Annotated in this window: 16 protein-coding genes; 10 read left to right on the top strand and 6 right to left on the bottom strand. The window is 73.4% G+C overall.

The genetic code is table 11. The annotated features are described in order from the left end of the window. The first annotated feature begins 2 nt into the window (after nucleotides 1-2). The 6 genes from ACZ56U_RS15595 to ACZ56U_RS15570 are packed head-to-tail and all read left to right on the top strand — an operon-like array spanning nucleotide 3 to nucleotide 6,850. Nucleotides 3-1,334 (top strand): O-antigen ligase family protein, encoded by a 1,332-nt coding sequence (locus ACZ56U_RS15595; RefSeq protein ID WP_469084540.1) that lies wholly within the window; start codon nucleotides 3-5, stop codon nucleotides 1,332-1,334. Then, a complete protein-coding gene (murJ, locus tag ACZ56U_RS15590) occupies nucleotides 1,331-3,232 on the top strand; it encodes a murein biosynthesis integral membrane protein MurJ (RefSeq protein WP_469084539.1) in 1,902 nt (633 codons plus the stop codon). Before ACZ56U_RS15595 ends, murJ begins: the two co-directional genes overlap by 4 nt. Beyond that, on the top strand, nucleotides 3,216-3,938 hold the full coding sequence (locus tag ACZ56U_RS15585) for a polysaccharide deacetylase family protein (protein WP_469084538.1): 723 nt from the start codon (nucleotides 3,216-3,218) through the stop codon (nucleotides 3,936-3,938). Before murJ ends, ACZ56U_RS15585 begins: the two co-directional genes overlap by 17 nt. Nucleotide 3,939: 1 nt before the next feature. Further along, nucleotides 3,940-5,112, top strand: coding sequence for a glycosyltransferase (locus ACZ56U_RS15580; RefSeq protein WP_469084537.1), 1,173 nt, complete (start codon nucleotides 3,940-3,942; stop codon nucleotides 5,110-5,112). Continuing rightward, nucleotides 5,109-5,765, top strand: a complete 657-nt coding sequence (locus ACZ56U_RS15575) for a YveK family protein (protein ID WP_469084536.1) — start codon at nucleotides 5,109-5,111, stop codon at nucleotides 5,763-5,765. The genes ACZ56U_RS15580 and ACZ56U_RS15575 overlap by 4 nt, the downstream gene beginning before the upstream one ends. Further along, on the top strand, nucleotides 5,762-6,850 hold the full coding sequence (locus tag ACZ56U_RS15570; RefSeq protein WP_469084535.1) for a GNAT family N-acetyltransferase: 1,089 nt from the start codon (nucleotides 5,762-5,764) through the stop codon (nucleotides 6,848-6,850). The genes ACZ56U_RS15575 and ACZ56U_RS15570 overlap by 4 nt, the downstream gene beginning before the upstream one ends. Nucleotides 6,851-6,869: 19 nt before the next feature. Here ACZ56U_RS15570 and ACZ56U_RS15565 read toward each other — a convergent pair whose 3' ends face one another. Beyond that, a complete protein-coding gene (locus tag ACZ56U_RS15565) occupies nucleotides 6,870-8,141 on the bottom strand; it encodes a glycoside hydrolase family 26 protein (protein WP_469084534.1) in 1,272 nt (423 codons plus the stop codon). A gap of 136 nt (nucleotides 8,142-8,277) precedes the next feature. On the opposite strand from ACZ56U_RS15565, the gene ACZ56U_RS15560 reads away from it, so the two are divergent. Both ACZ56U_RS15560 and ACZ56U_RS15555 read left to right on the top strand, forming a co-directional pair. After that, on the top strand, nucleotides 8,278-9,549 hold the full coding sequence (locus ACZ56U_RS15560; RefSeq protein WP_469084533.1) for a carboxylate--amine ligase: 1,272 nt from the start codon (nucleotides 8,278-8,280) through the stop codon (nucleotides 9,547-9,549). Then, complete coding sequence (locus ACZ56U_RS15555; protein WP_469084532.1) at nucleotides 9,549-10,820, top strand: NAD(P)-binding domain-containing protein; 1,272 nt, start codon at nucleotides 9,549-9,551, stop codon at nucleotides 10,818-10,820. The genes ACZ56U_RS15560 and ACZ56U_RS15555 overlap by 1 nt, the downstream gene beginning before the upstream one ends. A gap of 42 nt (nucleotides 10,821-10,862) precedes the next feature. Here the strand turns inward: ACZ56U_RS15555 and ACZ56U_RS15550 are convergent, their stop codons facing one another. The 3 genes from ACZ56U_RS15550 to ACZ56U_RS15540 form a co-directional block, all read right to left on the bottom strand. Continuing rightward, nucleotides 10,863-11,660, bottom strand: coding sequence for a chaplin family protein (locus tag ACZ56U_RS15550; RefSeq protein ID WP_469084531.1), 798 nt, complete (start codon nucleotides 11,658-11,660; stop codon nucleotides 10,863-10,865). A 106-nt stretch (nucleotides 11,661-11,766) separates the two neighbouring features. Beyond that, a complete protein-coding gene (gene chpD / locus ACZ56U_RS15545) occupies nucleotides 11,767-11,994 on the bottom strand; it encodes a chaplin ChpD (RefSeq protein WP_469084675.1) in 228 nt (75 codons plus the stop codon). 231 nt (nucleotides 11,995-12,225) lie between these two features. Beyond that, nucleotides 12,226-12,630, bottom strand: coding sequence for a rodlin (locus ACZ56U_RS15540; protein WP_469084530.1), 405 nt, complete (start codon nucleotides 12,628-12,630; stop codon nucleotides 12,226-12,228). Nucleotides 12,631-12,888: 258 nt separating this feature from the next. On the opposite strand from ACZ56U_RS15540, the gene ACZ56U_RS15535 reads away from it, so the two are divergent. Further along, nucleotides 12,889-13,290 (top strand): rodlin, encoded by a 402-nt coding sequence (locus ACZ56U_RS15535; RefSeq protein ID WP_469084529.1) that lies wholly within the window; start codon nucleotides 12,889-12,891, stop codon nucleotides 13,288-13,290. Nucleotides 13,291-13,584: 294 nt separating this feature from the next. Continuing rightward, entirely contained in the window at nucleotides 13,585-13,995 is a 411-nt protein-coding gene (locus ACZ56U_RS15530) for a rodlin (RefSeq protein ID WP_469084674.1), read from the top strand. Nucleotides 13,996-14,054: 59 nt separating this feature from the next. Here the strand turns inward: ACZ56U_RS15530 and ACZ56U_RS15525 are convergent, their stop codons facing one another. Further along, a complete protein-coding gene (locus ACZ56U_RS15525; protein WP_469084528.1) occupies nucleotides 14,055-15,974 on the bottom strand; it encodes an AMP-dependent synthetase/ligase in 1,920 nt (639 codons plus the stop codon). An 82-nt stretch (nucleotides 15,975-16,056) separates the two neighbouring features. Next, nucleotides 16,057-17,595, bottom strand: a complete 1,539-nt coding sequence (locus ACZ56U_RS15520; RefSeq protein ID WP_469084527.1) for a vWA domain-containing protein — start codon at nucleotides 17,593-17,595, stop codon at nucleotides 16,057-16,059. Nucleotides 17,596-17,649: the final 54 nt, after the last annotated feature.

The following is a 17,649-nucleotide window of genomic DNA, read 5'->3' as shown; positions in this document are numbered from 1 at the left end:
GCATGGACCGGGTGCGGGGGTTCGCACCGGTGCTCCCGGTGGTGGCGGTCGTCGCCCTGCTGGGGCTGCCGACCGGGCCGGGCGGCGAGGGGGGCGCGGGTCCCGCCGACGCGCTCTCGGCGCTCGTGGTGCTGTACTGCGGCATCCGTCTCGTACGGGAGAGGCGGCGCCCGCTGTCCCGTACGGCCCTCGTGGTGCTGGGGCTGCCGGTGGCCGGGCTGGCGGTCGCCGCCGTCGGTGCCGCCTCGCCGGGCGTCGGGATCACCGGGATGGGCCGCTACCTCCAGGTCTTCGTGCTGGTGCCGGCCGCGGTGCTGCTGCTGGTCCGGGACCGGCGCGACTTCCGCGTGCTGGCCTGGTCCTTCATCGGACTCGCCCTGTGGCAGGGGGCGATCGGGGTGCACCAGTTCCTCACCGGGACCGGGGCCTCGTACCAGGGCCGGGAGATCCGTGCCGTGGGCACCTTCGGGGCGCAGGACGTGATGGGCATGGCGACCGTCGTGTGCTTCGGGCTGGTGTGCGCGACCGGGCTGGCGCTGGGCCGGTCCCCGGTACGGCAGCGGGTGGTCGCCGCCGCTTGCGCGACGGCCCTGCTGGTCCCCCTCGCGCTGTCCTTCAGCCGCGGGGCGTGGATCGCGGCGGCGCTGACCTGCACGGTACAGCTGGTACTGGCCGGGCTGCGGCGGGCGTTGCGGGTCGGGGCGGTGGTGGCCGCGCTCGGTGTGATCCTCGTCGGCGGCTTCGGCGTCGGTTCGGCGATGCTCCAGGAGCGGGTCGACAGCATCACGCGGGTCACCGACGCGCCCGACCAGTCCGTCACGGACCGCTACACCATGTGGGCGGCGGCCCTCGACATGTGGCGCGAACAGCCGCTGACCGGCGTGGGGTTGAAGGGTTTCCCCGACCACCGGGACGCGCACGCCTCGCTCGCCCTGTCCGCCGGCAGCGACACCGACGGCGCGGGCGCGACCTTCCGCAAGCAGCCGCTGCTCTCCCCGCACAACATGTACCTGCTGGTCCTCGCCGAGCAGGGCCTCGTGGGCCTCCTCGCCCTCGCGGGCGGCTGGTTGGCGCTGCTGGTGTGCGGACTGCGCCGGCTCGTCCGCGTCCGGCGCTGCGGACCGGGCCTCGACTGCGCGCTGATCGCCTGCGGATTCCTCGTCTGGCAGCTCACCGACTTCGTCTACGCCGACATCGGCGGACCCTCCACGGTGCTCACCGCGGTGTGCTTCGGGCTGGCCGCCTGGTGGGCCCTGGCCGACGACACCCCGGCGAACGCCCCGGCGGTCCCGGCCCCGCTGCCCGACCGCGCCGAGGAGGCGGCCACCCGATGAGGGCGATGCCGCCGCGGACCTCCGGGGCCACCCCGGACACTCCGACGGAACGGGACACGGGGGCCACCGGACCCTCCGACCAGACCACGGCCGGCCCGGGAGACACCCCACCCGCGGCCCTCTGGCCCCGCCCACCGCAGGCACGGGACGCGAGCGCGACCGAGCCCCGCCCGTCGCAGGCACGGGACGCGAGCACCACGGAGCCCCGCCCGTCGCACGCACGGGACGCGAGCGCCACGGAGCCCCGTCCGTCGCAGGCACGGGGCACGGCCGCCGCCGAGCCCTCTCCCCGCGTCCCGCCCAAGGACCCGCCCGGCCCTCCCGATCTCGCGCCCGTCTCCCGGCGTTTCCTCGCCAAGGCCACGCTCGTCACCGCTGTGCTCTCCGTCGCCGGGGCCGTGCTGGGGCTGGCGCGGGACCAGGCGTTGGCGCGGTTGTTCGGGGCCGGGAGCGAGACCGACGCGTTTCTCGTGGCGTGGACCGTCCCGGAGTTCGCCTCGACGCTGCTCATCGAGGACGGGCTGGCCTTCGCGCTGGTCCCGGCGTTCAGCCTGGCGCTGGCGCGGCGGGCGCAGGGGGTCGCCGGGGACCCGGTGCGGGCGCTGGTCGTGGCCACGCTGCCGAAGCTGTCCCTCGCCTTCGTCGCAGTGTCCGCGCTGCTCGTCGGCGCCGCCCCGTACGTCGTCGAGGCCCTGGCACCGGGCCTGCCCGACCCCGCGCTCGCCGTCGACTGCACCCGGCTCACCGCGGTCTGCGTGCTGGGCTTCGGGCTCGCCGGGTACTGCAGTGCCGCACTGCGCGCCCACCGCAGGTTCCTCGCGCCGGCCGCGATCTACGTGGCGTACAACACCGGCATCATCACGGCGATGTTCGTGCTCGGCGGGCAGTGGGGCGTGCGGTCGGCGGCGGTCGGGGTGGCGATCGGCGGCGGACTGATGTTCCTGGTGCAACTGCCTTCCTTCGCACGCCAGTTGTTCCGGCGGCAGCAGCTCACCCCGCAGGAGCCGGGCGGGAGCGGCGACCGCGCGGTGACCGCGGCCCTCGTCGTCACCGTCCTGCTCTTCGCGCTGTGCCGGCAGTCCCAGACCCTGATCGAGCGCTACCTCGCCTCCACCCTCGACGCCGGGGCCATCTCGCACCTGAACTACGCGCAGAAGGTCGCCCAGATCCCGATGACCCTGTCGTTGATGCTGTGCACGGTCACCTTCCCGGTGGTCGCGCGCGCCCTCGCCGACGGTGACGTCGAGCGGGCCCGTTCCCGGGTGGAACGCGACCTCGCGCTCGCCTCCTGCGTGGTCCTGCTCGGCGCCGCCACGGTGATCGCCTGCGCCCCGCAGATCATCGAACTCCTCTTCCAGCGCGGCGCGTTCACCGCCCGGGACACCGCCGCCACCGCGGGCGTCATGCGCGTGTACGCCCTCGGGCTGCTCGGCCAGACCCTGACCGGGGTGCTCGTGCGGTCCTACTTCTCCGCCGCCCGCCCCAGCTGGTACCCGTTCGCAGCGATGGCCGCCGGTATCGCCGCCACCTCGTGGATCGGCGCCTGGACGGTCGGCCCGTGGGGCGTGGCCGGTATCGCCGCCGCCAACGCCACCGGCATCACCGTCGCCGCCGTACTGCTGCTGGCCGGGATGGGCCCGGGCAGCGTCCCGATCCGCCGGCGGAGCGCGGTGCGCGAGCTGGGCAGACCGGTGTGCGCCGCCGTGGTCGCGACGATCGCCGGGGCCCTCGTCGCCTCGCGGGTGCCGTCCGCCATGCCCGGCCTCGTCGCGGGCGGCGCGACCGTCGCCGCCGTGTTCGTCCTGCTCGCCTGGGCGCTGGACGCCCAGGGTGTCGTACCCGCACTGAGATCCCTACGTTCCGTCACACGAAGGCTCACTCATGGCCGCTGCCGTTGATTCCGCCCCCGTCCCGTGGATCGCGATGTACCACTCGGTGGGTGACTGCTCCGACGACCCCTACCGCGTCACGGTCACACCCGAACGTCTCGACCGGCAGCTGACCTGGCTGAGCCGGCGCGGTCTGCGGGGCGTGTCCATGGCCGCGCTGCTGGCCGAACCCACCCGCACCGACCTCGTCGGCCTCACCTTCGACGACGGGTACGCCGACTTCCTCGACCACGCCCTCCCGGTGCTCCAGCGGCACGGCTTCGGCGCCACCCTGTTCGTGCTGCCCGGCCGGCTCGGCGGCGACAACGCCTGGGACCCGCTGGGCCCGCGCAAGCCGCTGCTGACGGCGGACGGCATCCGGCGAGCCGCCGAGGCGGGGATCGAGATCGGCTCGCACGGACTCACCCACGTCGACCTGACCCGGGCCGACGACCTGCGGCTGAAGTCCGAGACGGTCGAGAGCCGGGCCGCGCTCCAGGAGCTGACCGGCGCGGCCATCGGCGGCTTCTGCTACCCCTACGGCACCGTCGACCAGCGCGCCGTCGACGCCGTACGGGACGCCGGATACACGTACGCCTGCGCCATCGACCCCGGTCCGCTCACCGGCCCGCTCGCCCTCCCCCGGCTGCACATCGGCCAGAACGACACCGCCGTGCGCCTGTTCCTCAAGCACCGGCTGCACCGGCTGCGCCGCCGTCCCGTCGAGGGGCTCTGAGATGCGGGCCCTGCACGTCATCACCGGCCTCGGGGTCGGCGGCGCCGAGCAGCAACTGCGGCTGCTGCTGCGGCATCTGCCGGTCGACTGCGACGTCGTGACGCTCACCAACCCGGGCGCGGTCGCCGACGGCCTGACCGCCGACGGGGTACGCGTCACCCACCTCGGCATGGCCGGCAACCGCGACCTGGCCGCCTTGCCCCGCCTGGTCCGCCACATCCGGTCCGGCGGCTACGACCTCGTGCACACCCACCTGTACCGCGCCTGCGTCTACGGCCGGCTCGCGGCGCGGCTCGCCGGGGTGCGCGCGGTCGTCGCCACCGAGCACTCGCTCGGCGACTCCCAGATGGAGGGCCGCCGGCTCACCGCCGGGGTCCGCGGGCTGTACCTGGCCAGCGAGCGCCTGGGCCGCGCCACGGTCGCCGTCTCCCCCACGGTGGCCGCCCGGCTGCGGCGCTGGGGCGTGCCCGCACCCCGCATCCAGGTCGTCCCCAACGGCATCGACCTGCCCCGCTTCCGCTTCGACGCGCTTCAGCGCCTGCGCACCCGGCGCCGCCTCGGCCTGCCCGAGGAGGCGTACGTCATCGGCGGTATCGGACGGCTCACGGCGGGCAAACGCTTCGACACCGCGATCCGCGCCCTCGCCCGGCTCCCGGAGAACTGCTGGCTGCTGCTGGTCGGCGGCGGCCCGGACGAGCATCTGCTGCGCCGGGTCGCCCGGGAGGCCCAGGTCGCCGACCGGGTGCTGTTCACCGGCGAGCGCCCGAGCGTCCCCGACGGCTCCCCCGGCCCCGATCTGCCGTCTCTCGCCGCCGCGATGGACCTGCTCGTCTCCCCGTCCGCCGAGGAGGCGTTCGGCCTCGCGGTCGTCGAGGCGCTGGCGTCCGGGCTGCCGGTGCTCTACAGCTCCTGCCCCGCGATCGAGGACCTGCCCTCGCAGGCGGCCCCCGGCAGCCGCCAGGTCCTCGGCGGCGTCGAGGAGTTCGCCCGCGCGATCGCGGCGGTCCGCGCCGAGGGTCCCCGCCCGCGCACCGCCCCGGACGCCGCCCACCACTACTGCATCACCCGCAGCGCCGCACAGCTGATGGATGTGTACGCGGCCGCGGTCTCGCCCCCCAAGTCGCCCACGTCGGCCACCTCGCCCACGTCACCCCAGGAGGTCAGTTCCCCATGACCGAGAACCCCACAGGGCCCCGCCGCCCCGCCGCGGTCCTCACCCGCGCCAAGACCCTCCCCGCCTGGTCCCTGCTCGCGGCCGGCGCCGTCACCGGCGGTCTGCTGGGCGGCGTGTACGGCCTGGCCGAGCCGCCGGAGTACACCGCGACCAGTTACGTCGTCGCCGTCCCCGCCGAGAGGTCCGACTCCGCCACCGCGCTCGGCTTCGCCCAGGCCTACGGCCGGGTCGCCACCCAGCTCGCGGTGCTCGGCGACGCGCAGGTGTGGGCGGGCGTCCCGGTCGGGACGCTGAGGTCGAGCGTGCAGACGGCGACCTCGCCGGACGCCCCGATGATCGGGATCACGGCGACCTCATCCCGCCCCGACCTCGCCGCCGACATGGCCAACGCGGTCGCCCGGGCCCTGACCCGGCACGCGGACACCACCCAGAACGCCACCCACGTCGAGCTCCAGCAGTTCGCCCGCGCCACCAGACCCACCGAGCCGACCTCGGCCTCCCCCGCGGTGACCGGGCTGGTCGGGGCGAGCGCGGGCGGGCTGCTCGGCGGCCTGGTGCTGCTGGCGCGGCCGCGGCGGTCCGCCCCGGAGCCGGGGCGCCCCGCCTCGGTGCCCGGCCCGACCGTCGCCGCCGACGCCCACGGCCAGCTGTGACGTACCGGACGGAACTCGTCACCGACGACACCGTCTTCGCCGCACTCGCCCCCGACTGGCGGCGCCTGTACGGCCGTTGCTCCACCGCCACCCCGTTCCAGAGCCACCCCTGGCTGCACTCGTGGTGGCTGTCCTACGGCCGTCCCGGGCGGCTGCGGGTCCTCGTGGTCCGCGACGGGGACAACCTGGTCGCCGCCGCGCCCCTGATGCGGGTCCACCGACCCGTGCCGTCCCTGGTGCCGCTCGGCGGGGCGATCTCCGACTACGGGGACGTCCTGCTGGACGACGAGCGCGGCGCGCAGGCGGCGGCCGCGCTCACCGCGGGGCTCGCGGCGGCGGCCCGGACCGCGCTGGTGGACCTGCGCGAGGTGCGGCCGGGCGGCGCGGCCGAGCGGATCTACGACCACTGGTCCGGGCCCCGGCGCCGGGTCGGCGACTCGCTGTGCCTGGAGCTGCCCGCCGTGACCATGGACGAGCTGGTGGCCCGGCTGCCGTCGGCCAAGGCCCAGCAGCGGGCCCGCGCCAAGCTCCGCAAGCTGACCGCGCTCGGTGTCGAACGGCACGTCGTGGAGCCGGACGAGGTCGACAAGGCGGTGCGCCGGCTGCTGGAGCTGCACCGGTTGCAGTGGCAGGGGCGCAGGGTGACGGGCGAGCATCTGCTGCCGCGGTTCCGCGAGCACCTGGTGCGCTCGGTCGCCCCGATGGTGGCCGCGGGGGACGCGGCCGTCACCGAGTTCCGGCTGGACGACGACGTGGTGGCCGTCGATCTGACGCTGCTGTCGCGACGCCTCACGGGCGGCTATCTGTACGGCGCCCATCCGTGTCTGCGGGAACGCAAGGCGGATGTGGCGGTGATGCTGCTGGACGCGTGCAGCCGGCACGCCCGGGGCACGCTGAGCCTGCTGCGCGGGAACGAGCCGTACAAGCACCACTGGCGGCCCGAACCGGTGGCCAACCAGCGGCTGTTGCTCGCCCGGCGGCGCACCGCCCCGCTGCTGGAGGCGGCCCTGTGCGACGTCGCCGCCCGCAGGCGGGGCAAGGAGCTGGTGCGCCGGTGGCGGGAGCGCGGTGGCGGCGGGCCGTGAGCGACCCGCCGCCTGGGCGTCACCGGCTGCGCGACCACCAGTCGAAGCGCATGCACAGCTTCCCGCCGATCCAGTACTCCACCCAGTCGCCGAGTTCCAGCGGCGAGCAGTCGGCCGGGTTCGTCGGCGTGGGCTCGGGCGTGGGCTCGGTGGGCGTCGGCGTCGGCATCGGCTCGGTGGGCGTCGGGGTCGGCTCACCGGTGCGCCCGGAGAGCACGGACCGGTAGATCTCCGACGCCCTCGGGTTGTCGTCGCACTGCCAGACGCCGTGCGGACAGTAGTCGGTCAGCGTGTTGTACAGCGGTTTGTGCTCGTCCATCCATGCGAGCATGCGCCGCATGTACTCGGCGTTGTCTCCGTTGCGGAAGAGTCCCCATTCAGGATAGGAAATTGCCTTGCCGTGGGATTTCGCGAATTCCACGTGCTCCTGAAGCCCGAACGGCTCTTTCACCTGCTGGTCGAACGAGAGGCCTGCCGGCTGGTCGTACGAGTCCATGCCGATGATGTCGACGGTGTCGTCGCCGGGATAGCACTGCGTCCAGCCGATGGCGTCCTTGCCGCGGCTCGGTGTGAAGTCGAAGCGGAATTTCTGGCCCGGCACCGAACGCATGGTGGTGACGATCCTGTTCCAGTACTTCTTCCAGGCCTCCGGGTCCGGCCCGCAGCGATGGGTGTACGTGATGCCGTTCATCTCCCAGCCGAGCACGAGGACCGTGTCCGGCACCTTCAGCTCCACCAGCCGTTCGGCCAGGCGGCGGAAGTGGTGATCGTAGGCGCCGGCCGCGCCCTGCCGCAGCAGCCGCGCGACCTGGTGGTCGGGGACGCCGTCCTCGTTGCGCTCCAGCATGGGGACGTTGAGGACGAACATCCGGTCCTCGCGCGCGTTGCGCCAGTCGGCCCACGAGGTGAGGAAGTCGGGGGCGCCCTCGATGTTGCTCCAGCGGTCGCCGGGCAGATAGGTGTGGCCCACCCGCAGCTCGGCGCCGCCCAGCCAGCGGCTGAGCTCGGCGATGCGGTCCACCCCGCGTGGGCCGTAGTCGAGATAGGCGCCGAAGGCGGGCGGCTTCGGCACGGGCTTCGGCTCGGTCACCGGGTCGGCGCTCGGGGTGCCGGTCGGCTGGGCGGACGGGGAGGGGACGGTCGGAACGGCGGGCGTGGGAGCGGGCGGATCGGTGGCCCGCGCCACCCCCGCTGCGAATCCGGGCCCCGAGGCCAGGGCGGCGGCCGCGGCGACCGACGCCGCGATGAACGCCAGCCGTCTGGTCCGAACCCGTCGCTGCTGTGAGTCCATGCCTGCTCCTTTCTCACTCTCGCGCTAATCCGATAACTGACACTCAGTCACGCCAAGGCGAACTCCGCCACCGTGCTTGCGGCTTTCGAGTGGCCCGATCGCCCGCACGAGTGAAACAACCGAAGGAATTGAGTCCGTGTCGCTGTTCGACACCCGGGTCCCCGCCGTGCTGCTGCGGATCGACCGGAATCCCTTTCACCACGGAACGCTGGGCGCCGTACGCTCGCTCGGCAGAGCCGGAGTGGAGGTGCACGTCGTCGCGGATTCCACCGGAAGTCCGGTGTCCCGGTCGCGTTTTGTCCGCGCGATCCATCCCCCGCCGCCGCCCGGCGCGCCCGCTCCCGCCATCGGCGTGGCCCTGCGCCGCATCGCCGCCCGCGTCGCGCGCCCCGCGGTGCTGATCCCGATGGACGACGCGAGCGCGGTCGCGGTGGACCGGCTGCGCGCGGAGCTGGCGCCCGCCTATCTGCTGCCCCCGGCGCGGGGCCCGCTGGCCGAGCGCGTCGCCGACAAGGCGGAACTGGCCGCCCTGTGCGCCGCCGTGGACGTACCGCATCCGCTCACGCTGATCCCGGACAGCGCGGCCGAGGCGGCGCGGGCCGCCTGGCGGCTGGGCCTGCCGGTGGTGGCGAAGTGGAGCCGTCCCTGGCTGCTGCCGACGGACAGCGGGCTGCGCAGCACGGTGGTGGTGCGCTCCCCGCAGGAGGCGAGGGAGCTGTATCTGCGCACCGAGGAGGCGGGCAGCCGGCTGCTGCTCCAGGCGTTCCTGCCGCCGGGCACCGACCGCGACTGGTTCTTCCACGGGTACGCCGACCGTACGGGCGCGGTGCGCGGCGGGGGTGCCGGTGTGAAGCTGCGGGCCTGGCCGCGCGGGGCGGGGCTGACGGCGGTGGGGCGCTGGACGCCCGACCCGACGGTGCAGGCGCTCGCCGAGCGGATCGCCGGCGAGCTGGGCTACCGGGGCATCTTCGACCTCGACTTCCGCCGCGACGCCGAGGGCCGCCACCATCTGCTCGACTTCAACCCGCGGCCCGGCGCCCAGTTCCGGCTCTTCAGCGACACCGCGGACCTGGACGTCGTCCGCGCGCTGCACCTGGACCTGACGCACCGTCCGCTGCCGGACGGGGTGCCGCGGGCCGGGCGGGAGTTCGTGGTGGAGAACTACGCCCCGCTGACCGCGCTGCGCCCCGCGCCCGCGGGCCGGGAGCGGGCCTGGGGTGCGCGCGACGACCGGGCGCCGGGCCGGGCGATGTGGGGTCTGTGGGGCCGGCATGTGTCCCGACGGCTGCTGGCGCGGCTCCGGGGGCTGTGCGCCCCGGCCGGCGAGCGCGGGCGGGTGCCGTCGGCGCGCCGGGCGACCGCCGTGGCGGCCGAGCCGACCGGCGAGGAGAAGGCGGGCAGCCGCTGATGTACGACCTGCTGGTGGTGGGCGCGGGCCCCTACGGCCTGTCCATCGCGTCCCATGCCGCGGCCGCCGGGCTGGGCGTGCGCGTCCTCGGCCGCCCCATGGCGTCCTGGCGCGACCACATGCCGCGCGGGATGTTCCTCAAGTCGGAGCCGTGGGCCTCGCACCTCTGCGACCCCGGGCGCCGCCGGGGCCTGGACGTCTACTGCGAGAGCCGGGGCGTGACGGTCCGGCACGGGGAGCCGGTCCCGGTGGAGATGTACGCCGACTACGGGCTGTGGTTCGCCCGCACGGCCGTTCCCCCGGTGGACGAGCGCACGGTGACCCGCCTGGTGGCGCTGCGGCCGGGCGGCTTCGAGGCGGTCCTGGAGGACGGCGAGGTGTTGCCCGCCCGCACGGTCGCGCTGGCCGTGGGCATGATGCCGTTCGTCGAGATCCCGGCCGCGCTGGCCGGCCTCGACACCTCCCGCGTGACGCACAGCAGCCACCACGGCGACCTCGCCCGCTTCCGCGGCCGGGACGTCACCGTGATCGGCGGCGGCCAGGCGGCCCTGGAGACCGCGGCTCTTCTCGCCGAACAGGGCACCCGGGTCCGGGTGCTGGCCCGCGCCGACGAGCTGTGCTGGAACGACGTACCGCCCCCGTGGCAGCGCCCCTGGTGGCGGTCGGCCCGCTCCCCGCACAGCGCCCTGGGGTGCGGCTGGCGCAACTGGTTCTACGCCGAGCGCCCCGGCCTGTACAGCCGGCTCCCGGGGCCGACGCGGGCGCGGATCGCGGCGACGGCGCTCGGTCCGGCGGGCGCCTGGTGGGTGCGGGAGCGGGTCGAGCCGGCCGTGGAGGTGCTGCTCGCCCACGAGGTGGCGGCGGCGCGGGCGGTGCCGGGCGGGGTGCGGGTCGACGTGCTGGACCGGGCGGGCGGGGCGGGGGCCTCGCGCACCCTGGAGACCGAGCACGTCATCGCGGCCACCGGTTTCCGGGCGACCACCGACCGGCTGGGCCTGCTCTCGCCCGAGCTGCGCGCGTCCCTGGCGACCGCGGCCGACGGTGCGCCGGCGGCCGGCCGGGACTTCGAGTCCCCGTCGCATCCCGGCCTGTTCCTGGCGGGCCTGATGACGGCCTCCGCCTTCGGCCCGGCGATGCGTTTCGTGCACGGCGCGACCTACACGGCGGGCGCGCTCGTACGGGGGGTGCGGCGCCGGCTGCGCACCGGTCCGGGCGCGGGCGTGATCCCGGCTCCGGCACGGGGCGCATCGCCCGAGCGGGTACGGCGGTGAGGGGCGCGGGTGCCGGACCGAGGGGCCCGGCACCCGGCGCGACTACAGATGGGCCGCGGCCTGCTTGCGGCCCCGGCGGTACAGCACCGCTCCGGCCGTGATCATCACGGCGCTGCCGATGGCGGCGGCCGCCATGGTCTCACCGCTGCCGGTCTCGGGGAGCTGTGGCGGCGGACCGTGCGGCCCCGGGGGCGGGGTCGAGACCGACGAGGTGGGGGACGGCGTCGGCGTGTGCTCCCCGCCGTTCGGCGGGGTGTGGGTCGGCGTCGGCGTGTGCTCCCCACCATGGGGCGGCGTGTGGGTCGGCGTCGGCGTGTGGTCCCCGCCGTTGGGCGGCGTCGGGGTCGGCGTCGGCGTGTGCTCCCCACCGTTCGGCGGCGTGTGGGTCGGCCCCGGTGTGGTCGGCGTCGGCGTCGGGGTGTCGCCGTACCCCGGGGACTCCTCGTGGCCGCCGGTCCCGCAGTCGTCGCCGTAGGCCCCGCCGCCGTCCGCCATGTACTCGCACGCGTGGGGTGCCCCGTGACCGGAGGATCCGTGGCTGCCCCCGTCGTGGCCGGACTCGTCGCCGTAGGAGGCGCCGCCCTTGGGCGAACCCGAGTCATGGACACAGGAGTTGCCGAACGTCGGGTTCAACACGCCGACGGGGTCGACGGAGTTGCCGCAGGCGTTCACCGGTACGTCGACCGGGGCCTGGACGGAGTTGCCGGACAGGACGCCCGGCGAGCCCTTGGCGCCGCCGTCCGCGTCCGAGTCGGCGAAGGCGGGGCTGCTGCCACACAGGGACAGGATGCTCGTCGCGGCGGCGGCCGCGACCATTCCCCTGCTCAGGGTCTGTCGCAATCTCGTTGTCCTCCTGCTTGAAGAAGTGGAAAAAGCCGGCCTTGGAAGGCGAGGAAGCAGTCCAAGGCCGGCTCGATCAGCCGGAGTGGCTGGAGGCGTTACGACGTCAGTCGTTGACGCAGACGTTGCCGAACGCCGGGTTCAGCAGGCCGACGACGTTGACGGTGTTGCCGCACACGTTGACCGGGATGTGGACAGGAACCTGGACCAGGTTGCCGGAGAGGACACCCGGCGAGTGAACGGCGGCGCCCTCGGCCTCCGCGTCCGCGAAGGCCGGGGCGGCCATACCCAGGGCCATGATCGCGCCCGCGACGACAGCAGCGGTCTTCTTCATGAGCTTTCCCTTCTCTGCGGTCATGCCCCTATGACGTGACCTACAGGCTGTAAACGAGGGATAGACAGATGAAGAAACTCCGGAACGTGCGTCGTCTGGTAATTCACTCGAACGCCTCCACAGAATTGACACGACGCGTCCAAATGAGCAGAAACCATTCGCCTGAGGGACGGAAAAAGCCCGGGCGGTCCGCTGGAGACGGACGGCCCGAGCGATGTCAGAAACGACGGATCAGTGGTTGCCGACGCCGTTGCCCGAGAGGGCGGAGATGTCGTCCAGGATGTGCGACAGCGGCTCGTCACCCTTGGCCTGGGTGGAGTTCTCGGCGCACTGCTGGTTCTGCGGGGCCGACAGGATCGGCACGTCCTGGAGGACACCGACGGCGGCGATGACGCCGACGATGGCCTGAGCGTTCACCTTCGCCGGCAGGCCGACGCACAGCTTGTTGGCGGTGCTCTGCACCAGGGTGGCCTGCGGGCTCAGGTCACCCTTGGTGACCGAGTTGGCGAACTTCGAGGTGGCGTGGTTGCCACTCGCCGACGTGGTGCCTTGGTCGTTCCCGATGGCCATGGCCGGCGACGCCGCACCAACGACGGAAGCGGCGACCGCCGTGGCGGCCATTGCCTTCTTCAGCATTTCAGTTCCTTTCCTGGGTGCATCACCGAGACGCACGCTCCTGCCCTCGCATCAACCAGCCCCGCCGGGTTTGGTTTCGGCTGTTCACCCGATCGGACCGCACCGCTCCCGGAATTCACGGACGCCACGGGACTTCGCCGTGTCGCGGCGGTGACTCTTTTCGCTGGGCCATCGGAGTGAAGAGGAGGAACCAAGCGGGCCCCGGCCAGTTGACCAGAGCGCTCCGGTGGACGGGGTTTCTCCAGAAGGGACTAGCAAGTGATCAAGAAGGTTCTGGCTTCCGCCGCGGTCGCCGCTTCCGTCGTGGGTGCCGCCTCCCCCGCCATGGCGATCGGCAACGACGACGGCACCAAGTCCGCCAGCGGCAACGGTGCGCACCAGTCGTTCGGCAACTCGGCCACCTACGGCAACATGAGCCCGCAGATGGCGCTCATCCAGGGCTCGCTCAACAAGCCCTGCATCGGTCTGCCCGCGAAGGCGAACCTGCAGGGGATCGTCGGCCTCGCCGCCGTCGGTGTCCTCCAGGACGTGCCGATCCTGTCGGCGCCGCAGAACCAGCAGTGTGTCGAGAACTCCACCCAGGCCAAGGGTGACGAGCCGCTGTCGCACATCCTGGACGACATCTCCGCCCTCTCGGGCAACGGCACCGGCAACGGCTGAACCGTCCTCGGAGATTCCACTCTCTGAGCCTGAGGCTGCGATCTGAAGCCCCGTCAGCGGGCCGCCGGTTTCCCCGGCGGCCCGCTGTTTTCGCGTTCGGCGGGTGTCGCCAGCCCGCGGGAGCCCGGTGCGGGGCGGCTCCCTCGCCCGTAAATGAACTCGTACGACCAGGGCGCCCACGCCCTGGCGCCGCGCGCTGGGCCAATCGGGGCACAGAGCGCAACCCCGGCCGGGGTACGGCCGTTGACGATCATGCAGCTCCTCACCGGAGTCCGCTTCTCGAAGGGAATGAACATGAAGAAGCTGTGGGCTACCGCGGCTATCGCCGCCTCCGTCGCCGGTATCTCGGCCGCGGCCGCGCCCCAGGCTCTTGCCATCGGTGACGACACCGGCACCACCTCCGCCAGTGGCAACCACGCCTCGCAGGAGTTCGGCAACTCGGCGACGTTCGGCGACATGAGCCCGCAGCTCTCGCTGGTCCAGGGTTCGCTGAACAAGCCGTGTGTCGGCCTGCCGGCGAAGCTCAACGCCCAGGGGGTCGTCGGCCTCGTCGCCGTCGGTGTCCTGCAGGACGTGCCGATCCTGTCGGCCCCGCAGAACCAGCAGTGTGTCGAGAACTCCACCCAGGCCAAGGGCGACGAGCCGCTGTCGCACATCCTGGACGACATCTCCGTGCTGGCGGGCAACGGCGCCGGCAACGGCTGATCCTCGGATCTCCGCCGCGGCGGGTCACCGGTTCCTCCGGTGGCCCGCCGCTTTGCGTGTCAGGTGCGGTAGATCGCCTCGATCTCCCGCGCGTACGCCGCCGTCACCGCGTGCCGCTTGACCTTCAGGGACGGCGTGAGCATCCCGTTGTCCTCGGTGAACTCGCCCTCGACCAGGGTGAAGGCGCGGATCGACTCGGCGCGGGAGACGGCCGCGTTGGCGTAGTCCACGGCCTTCTGGACGTCGGCGCGCAGCCGGGGGTCGGTCTCCAGCTCGGACAGGGGGGTGTCGGCGGGCAGCCCGCGGACCGACAGCCAGTGGGCGACCGCGTCGGGTTCCAGGGTGATCAGGGCGGCGACGAAGGGACGGTTGTCCCCGACGACCAGGCACTGGCCGACCGGTGGGCGGCTGCGCAGCCGGTCCTCCAGGACGGACGGGGAGACGTTCTTGCCGCCGGAGGTGACGAGGATGTCCTTCTTGCGGCCGGTGATGGTGAGATAGCCGTCCTCGTCGAGGGAGCCGAGGTCGCCGGTGGCGAACCAGCCGTCGGTGAGGACGGCGTCGGTGGCGGCCGGGTTGTTCCAGTACCCGCCGAAGACGATGCCGCCCTTGATCAGGACCTCGCCGTCGTCGGCGATGCGGACGGCGGTGCCGGGGACCGGGGGGCCGACCGTGCCGGGGCGGGGCCTGAGGGGCGGGACGATGGTGGCCGCGGCGGAGGTCTCGGTCAGGCCGTAGCCCTCGTAGACGTTGATCCCGGCCGCGTGGAAGAACAGGTTGAGGTTGCGGTCGAGCGGGGAGCCGCCGCTGATGGCGTAGCGCATGCGGCCGCCGAGTTCCTTGCGGACGCGGCGGTAGACCAGCAGGTCGTACAGGGCCCAGGCGGCGTAGAGGCCGGGGCCGGGGCCCTTGCCGCGGTCGAGGAACCTGTCCAGGTACTGCTCGCCGAAGCGGACGGCGATGCGGTCGGCGCGGTCGAAGGAGGCACCCCGGCCGATCTTCTCGGCGGTGGCGCGGCCGGTGTCGTGGATCTTCTCGAAGAGGTAGGGGACGCCCACGAGGAAGGTCGGGCGGAACTCCTTGAGGGCGGGCCTGAGTTCGTCGGGCTTGATGCTCGGGCAGTGGCCGATCTCGATGCGGGCCATCAGGCAGGCGATCTGGAGGGTGCGGCCGAGGATGTGGGCGAGCGGGAGGAACAGGAGGGTGGAGGCGACCTGCCGGGTGACCTCTTTGAAGATCGGGTGGAGCAGCTCGACGGTGTTGGCGGCCTCCGCGTGGAGGTTGGCGTGGGTGAGGACGCAGCCCTTGGGCTTTCCGGTGGTGCCGGAGGTGTAGCAGATCGTCGCGACCGTGCCGGGGGTCAGGGCGGCGCGGCGCTTGGTGACCTCCTCGTCGGGGACGTCGCGGCCGAGGCGGGTGAGGTCGGCGAGTGCGCCCGCGTCCAACTGCCAGATGCGGGGCCGCTCCTGGTGGCGGGCGGTGCCCGTCGTGACCGTGTCGGCGTTCTCGGCGGTCTCGGTGACGACGAGGCGGGCGCCGGAGTCGCGGACGATCCACTCGACCTGTTCGGCCGAGGAGGTCGCGTAGACGGGGACGGTCTGGCCGCCCGCGGCCCAGATGGCGAAGTCCAGGACCGTCCACTCGTAGCGGGTGCGGGACATCACCGCGACCCGGCCGCCAGGTTGGAGACCGGCGGCGATCAACCCCTTGGCGACGGCGGTGACTTCGCGGGCGAAGGCGGCCGCGGTGACCGGGTGCCAGGTGGCGCCCTGTTTGCGGCGCAGGGCCACCGCGTCGGGGGCCTCGGCCGCGTTGGTGAACGGCAGGTCCGCGGTGCTGCCGGTCAGCGGGTGCGGGGCGAGGGGCGCGGTGCGGGCCTCCCGCACCGCGCCCGTGTCGTCCCTGGTGATCTCGACCTTGGCGCGGCCGGCCAGGTCGCTGCGCCGTTTCGCCCTCTTCAGGTCTTTGCGTACGCCCATGACGGCCCCCAGACATTGCTTACCCGAGAGTCAACTTACTCACGCGTAATAAAAGGTCAATGGGTGCGGCAGGACCCGGTGGTCAGTCGCCGTGGCGGTCCGCCTGGTCGATCGCCTCGGCGAGGGCGGAGACCTCCTCGTCCTCTGTGGACCGCGCCAAGTCGTGGGCGTGCTCGCCCAGTTCGCCGAGGGAGGGGGTGCCGGGCAGGGGGCGGGCCTCGGCGCCGTAGGAGCGCAGGGCGTCGGCGAAGTAGGCGGCCACCGCGGTGATCTGGAGGCGGGGGCCGGCGTCCCAGAGGTCGTCTTCGAGGTCCTCGCTCTCCAGTTGGCCGGACTCCTCGTGCGGGGTGCGGGACTCCGGGTCCAGCCAGCGGACGCCGGCGGTGGCGAGGTGGCCTTCGGCGTGGGGCTTGTGGCGGACGGCGTAGAGGGCGGTGACGGTGTGGCCGGGGCCGATCTCGCCGCCGTCGACGCTGTCGTCGCGGAAGTCCTCGTCGTCGACGCGGCGGTTGTCGTAGCCGATGAGGCGGAACTCCTTGACCGTCTCGGGGTCGAAGGCGACCTGGGCCTTGGCGTCGCGGGCGGTGAGGTCGATGTTTCGCGGGAGTTGCTCGACGAAGACCTTGCGGGCGTCGTCCTCGCTGGAGACGTAGGCGGTGTGGCCGTCGCCCTTGTCGGCGAGTTCCTCCATCAGTTCGTCGCCGTAGTCGCTGCCGACGCCGACGCCGAAGAGGGTGATGCCGTGCTCGCGGCGTTCGCTCGCGATGCGTTCGAGGATGGTTTCGGAGTCGGTGTCGCCGGTGTTGGCGAGGGCGTCGGAGATCAGGACGACCCGGTTGGTGGCGCCCTCGCGCAGGCCGTCCTCGGCGGTCTCGTAGCCGGTCTCGACGCCGGCGCCGAGGTTGGTGGAGTCGGTGGGCTCCAGGCCGTCGATCGCGTCGTGGATCTCGTCGCGGTTGCCGTCGAGGCGGGTCATCGGCAGGACCCGCTCGGCCTCGTCGCTGAAGGTGACGAGGGCGACCGAGTCGTCGTCGCGGAGCTGGTCCGTCATCGTGCCGAGGGAGTCCTTGGCGAGGTCCAGGCGGCCCGGCTCGGCCATGGAGCCGGAGATGTCGATGACGAAGGTCAGGGCGGCCGGCGGGCGCTCCTCGCCGTCCTCGGCGGTGCGGGTGGCCAGGCCCACGCGGACCAGGGACCAGTCGTCCTCGTCGGTGCGGGCGCCGTCGACGGTGACCGTGAAGCCGTTGCCCTCGGGACGGTCGTAGTCCTGGCGGAAGCTGTTGACGAATTCCTCCGGGCGGACCGTGGCGGGGTCCGGCAGCCGGCCCTCGGCGAGGGTGCGGCGGGCGTAGCCGTAGGAGGCGGTGTCCACGTCGAGGGCGAAGGTGGAGAGGTAGTCCGGCTCGGGGGCGACCTCGCGGGAGTCGCTGTCCGAGCTGTCGGGGCTGCCCTGTTGCTCGCCCTCGGGGGCGGGTGCGTAGCCGCCGCCCTTGCGGCTGCCGTCGTACGAGGAGCCGCCCGCGCTGCCGCCGTCCGCGCTGCACCCCGTCAGCAGCAGGCCGCCCGCGGCGGTGAGCGCGAGCAGGGCGGTGCGCACGCGTCGTGTTCGGTACTGCTCCATCTTCGGTGCCCCCTTGGTCCGTTGACGTCGACCTTTGTGACTGTGACGGGCCGG

The organism is Streptomyces sp. NPDC034103, assembly GCF_055575395.1.
The sequence above is the reverse complement of the archived record's forward strand: the minus strand, read 5'-3'. Positions and strand labels throughout refer to the sequence as shown.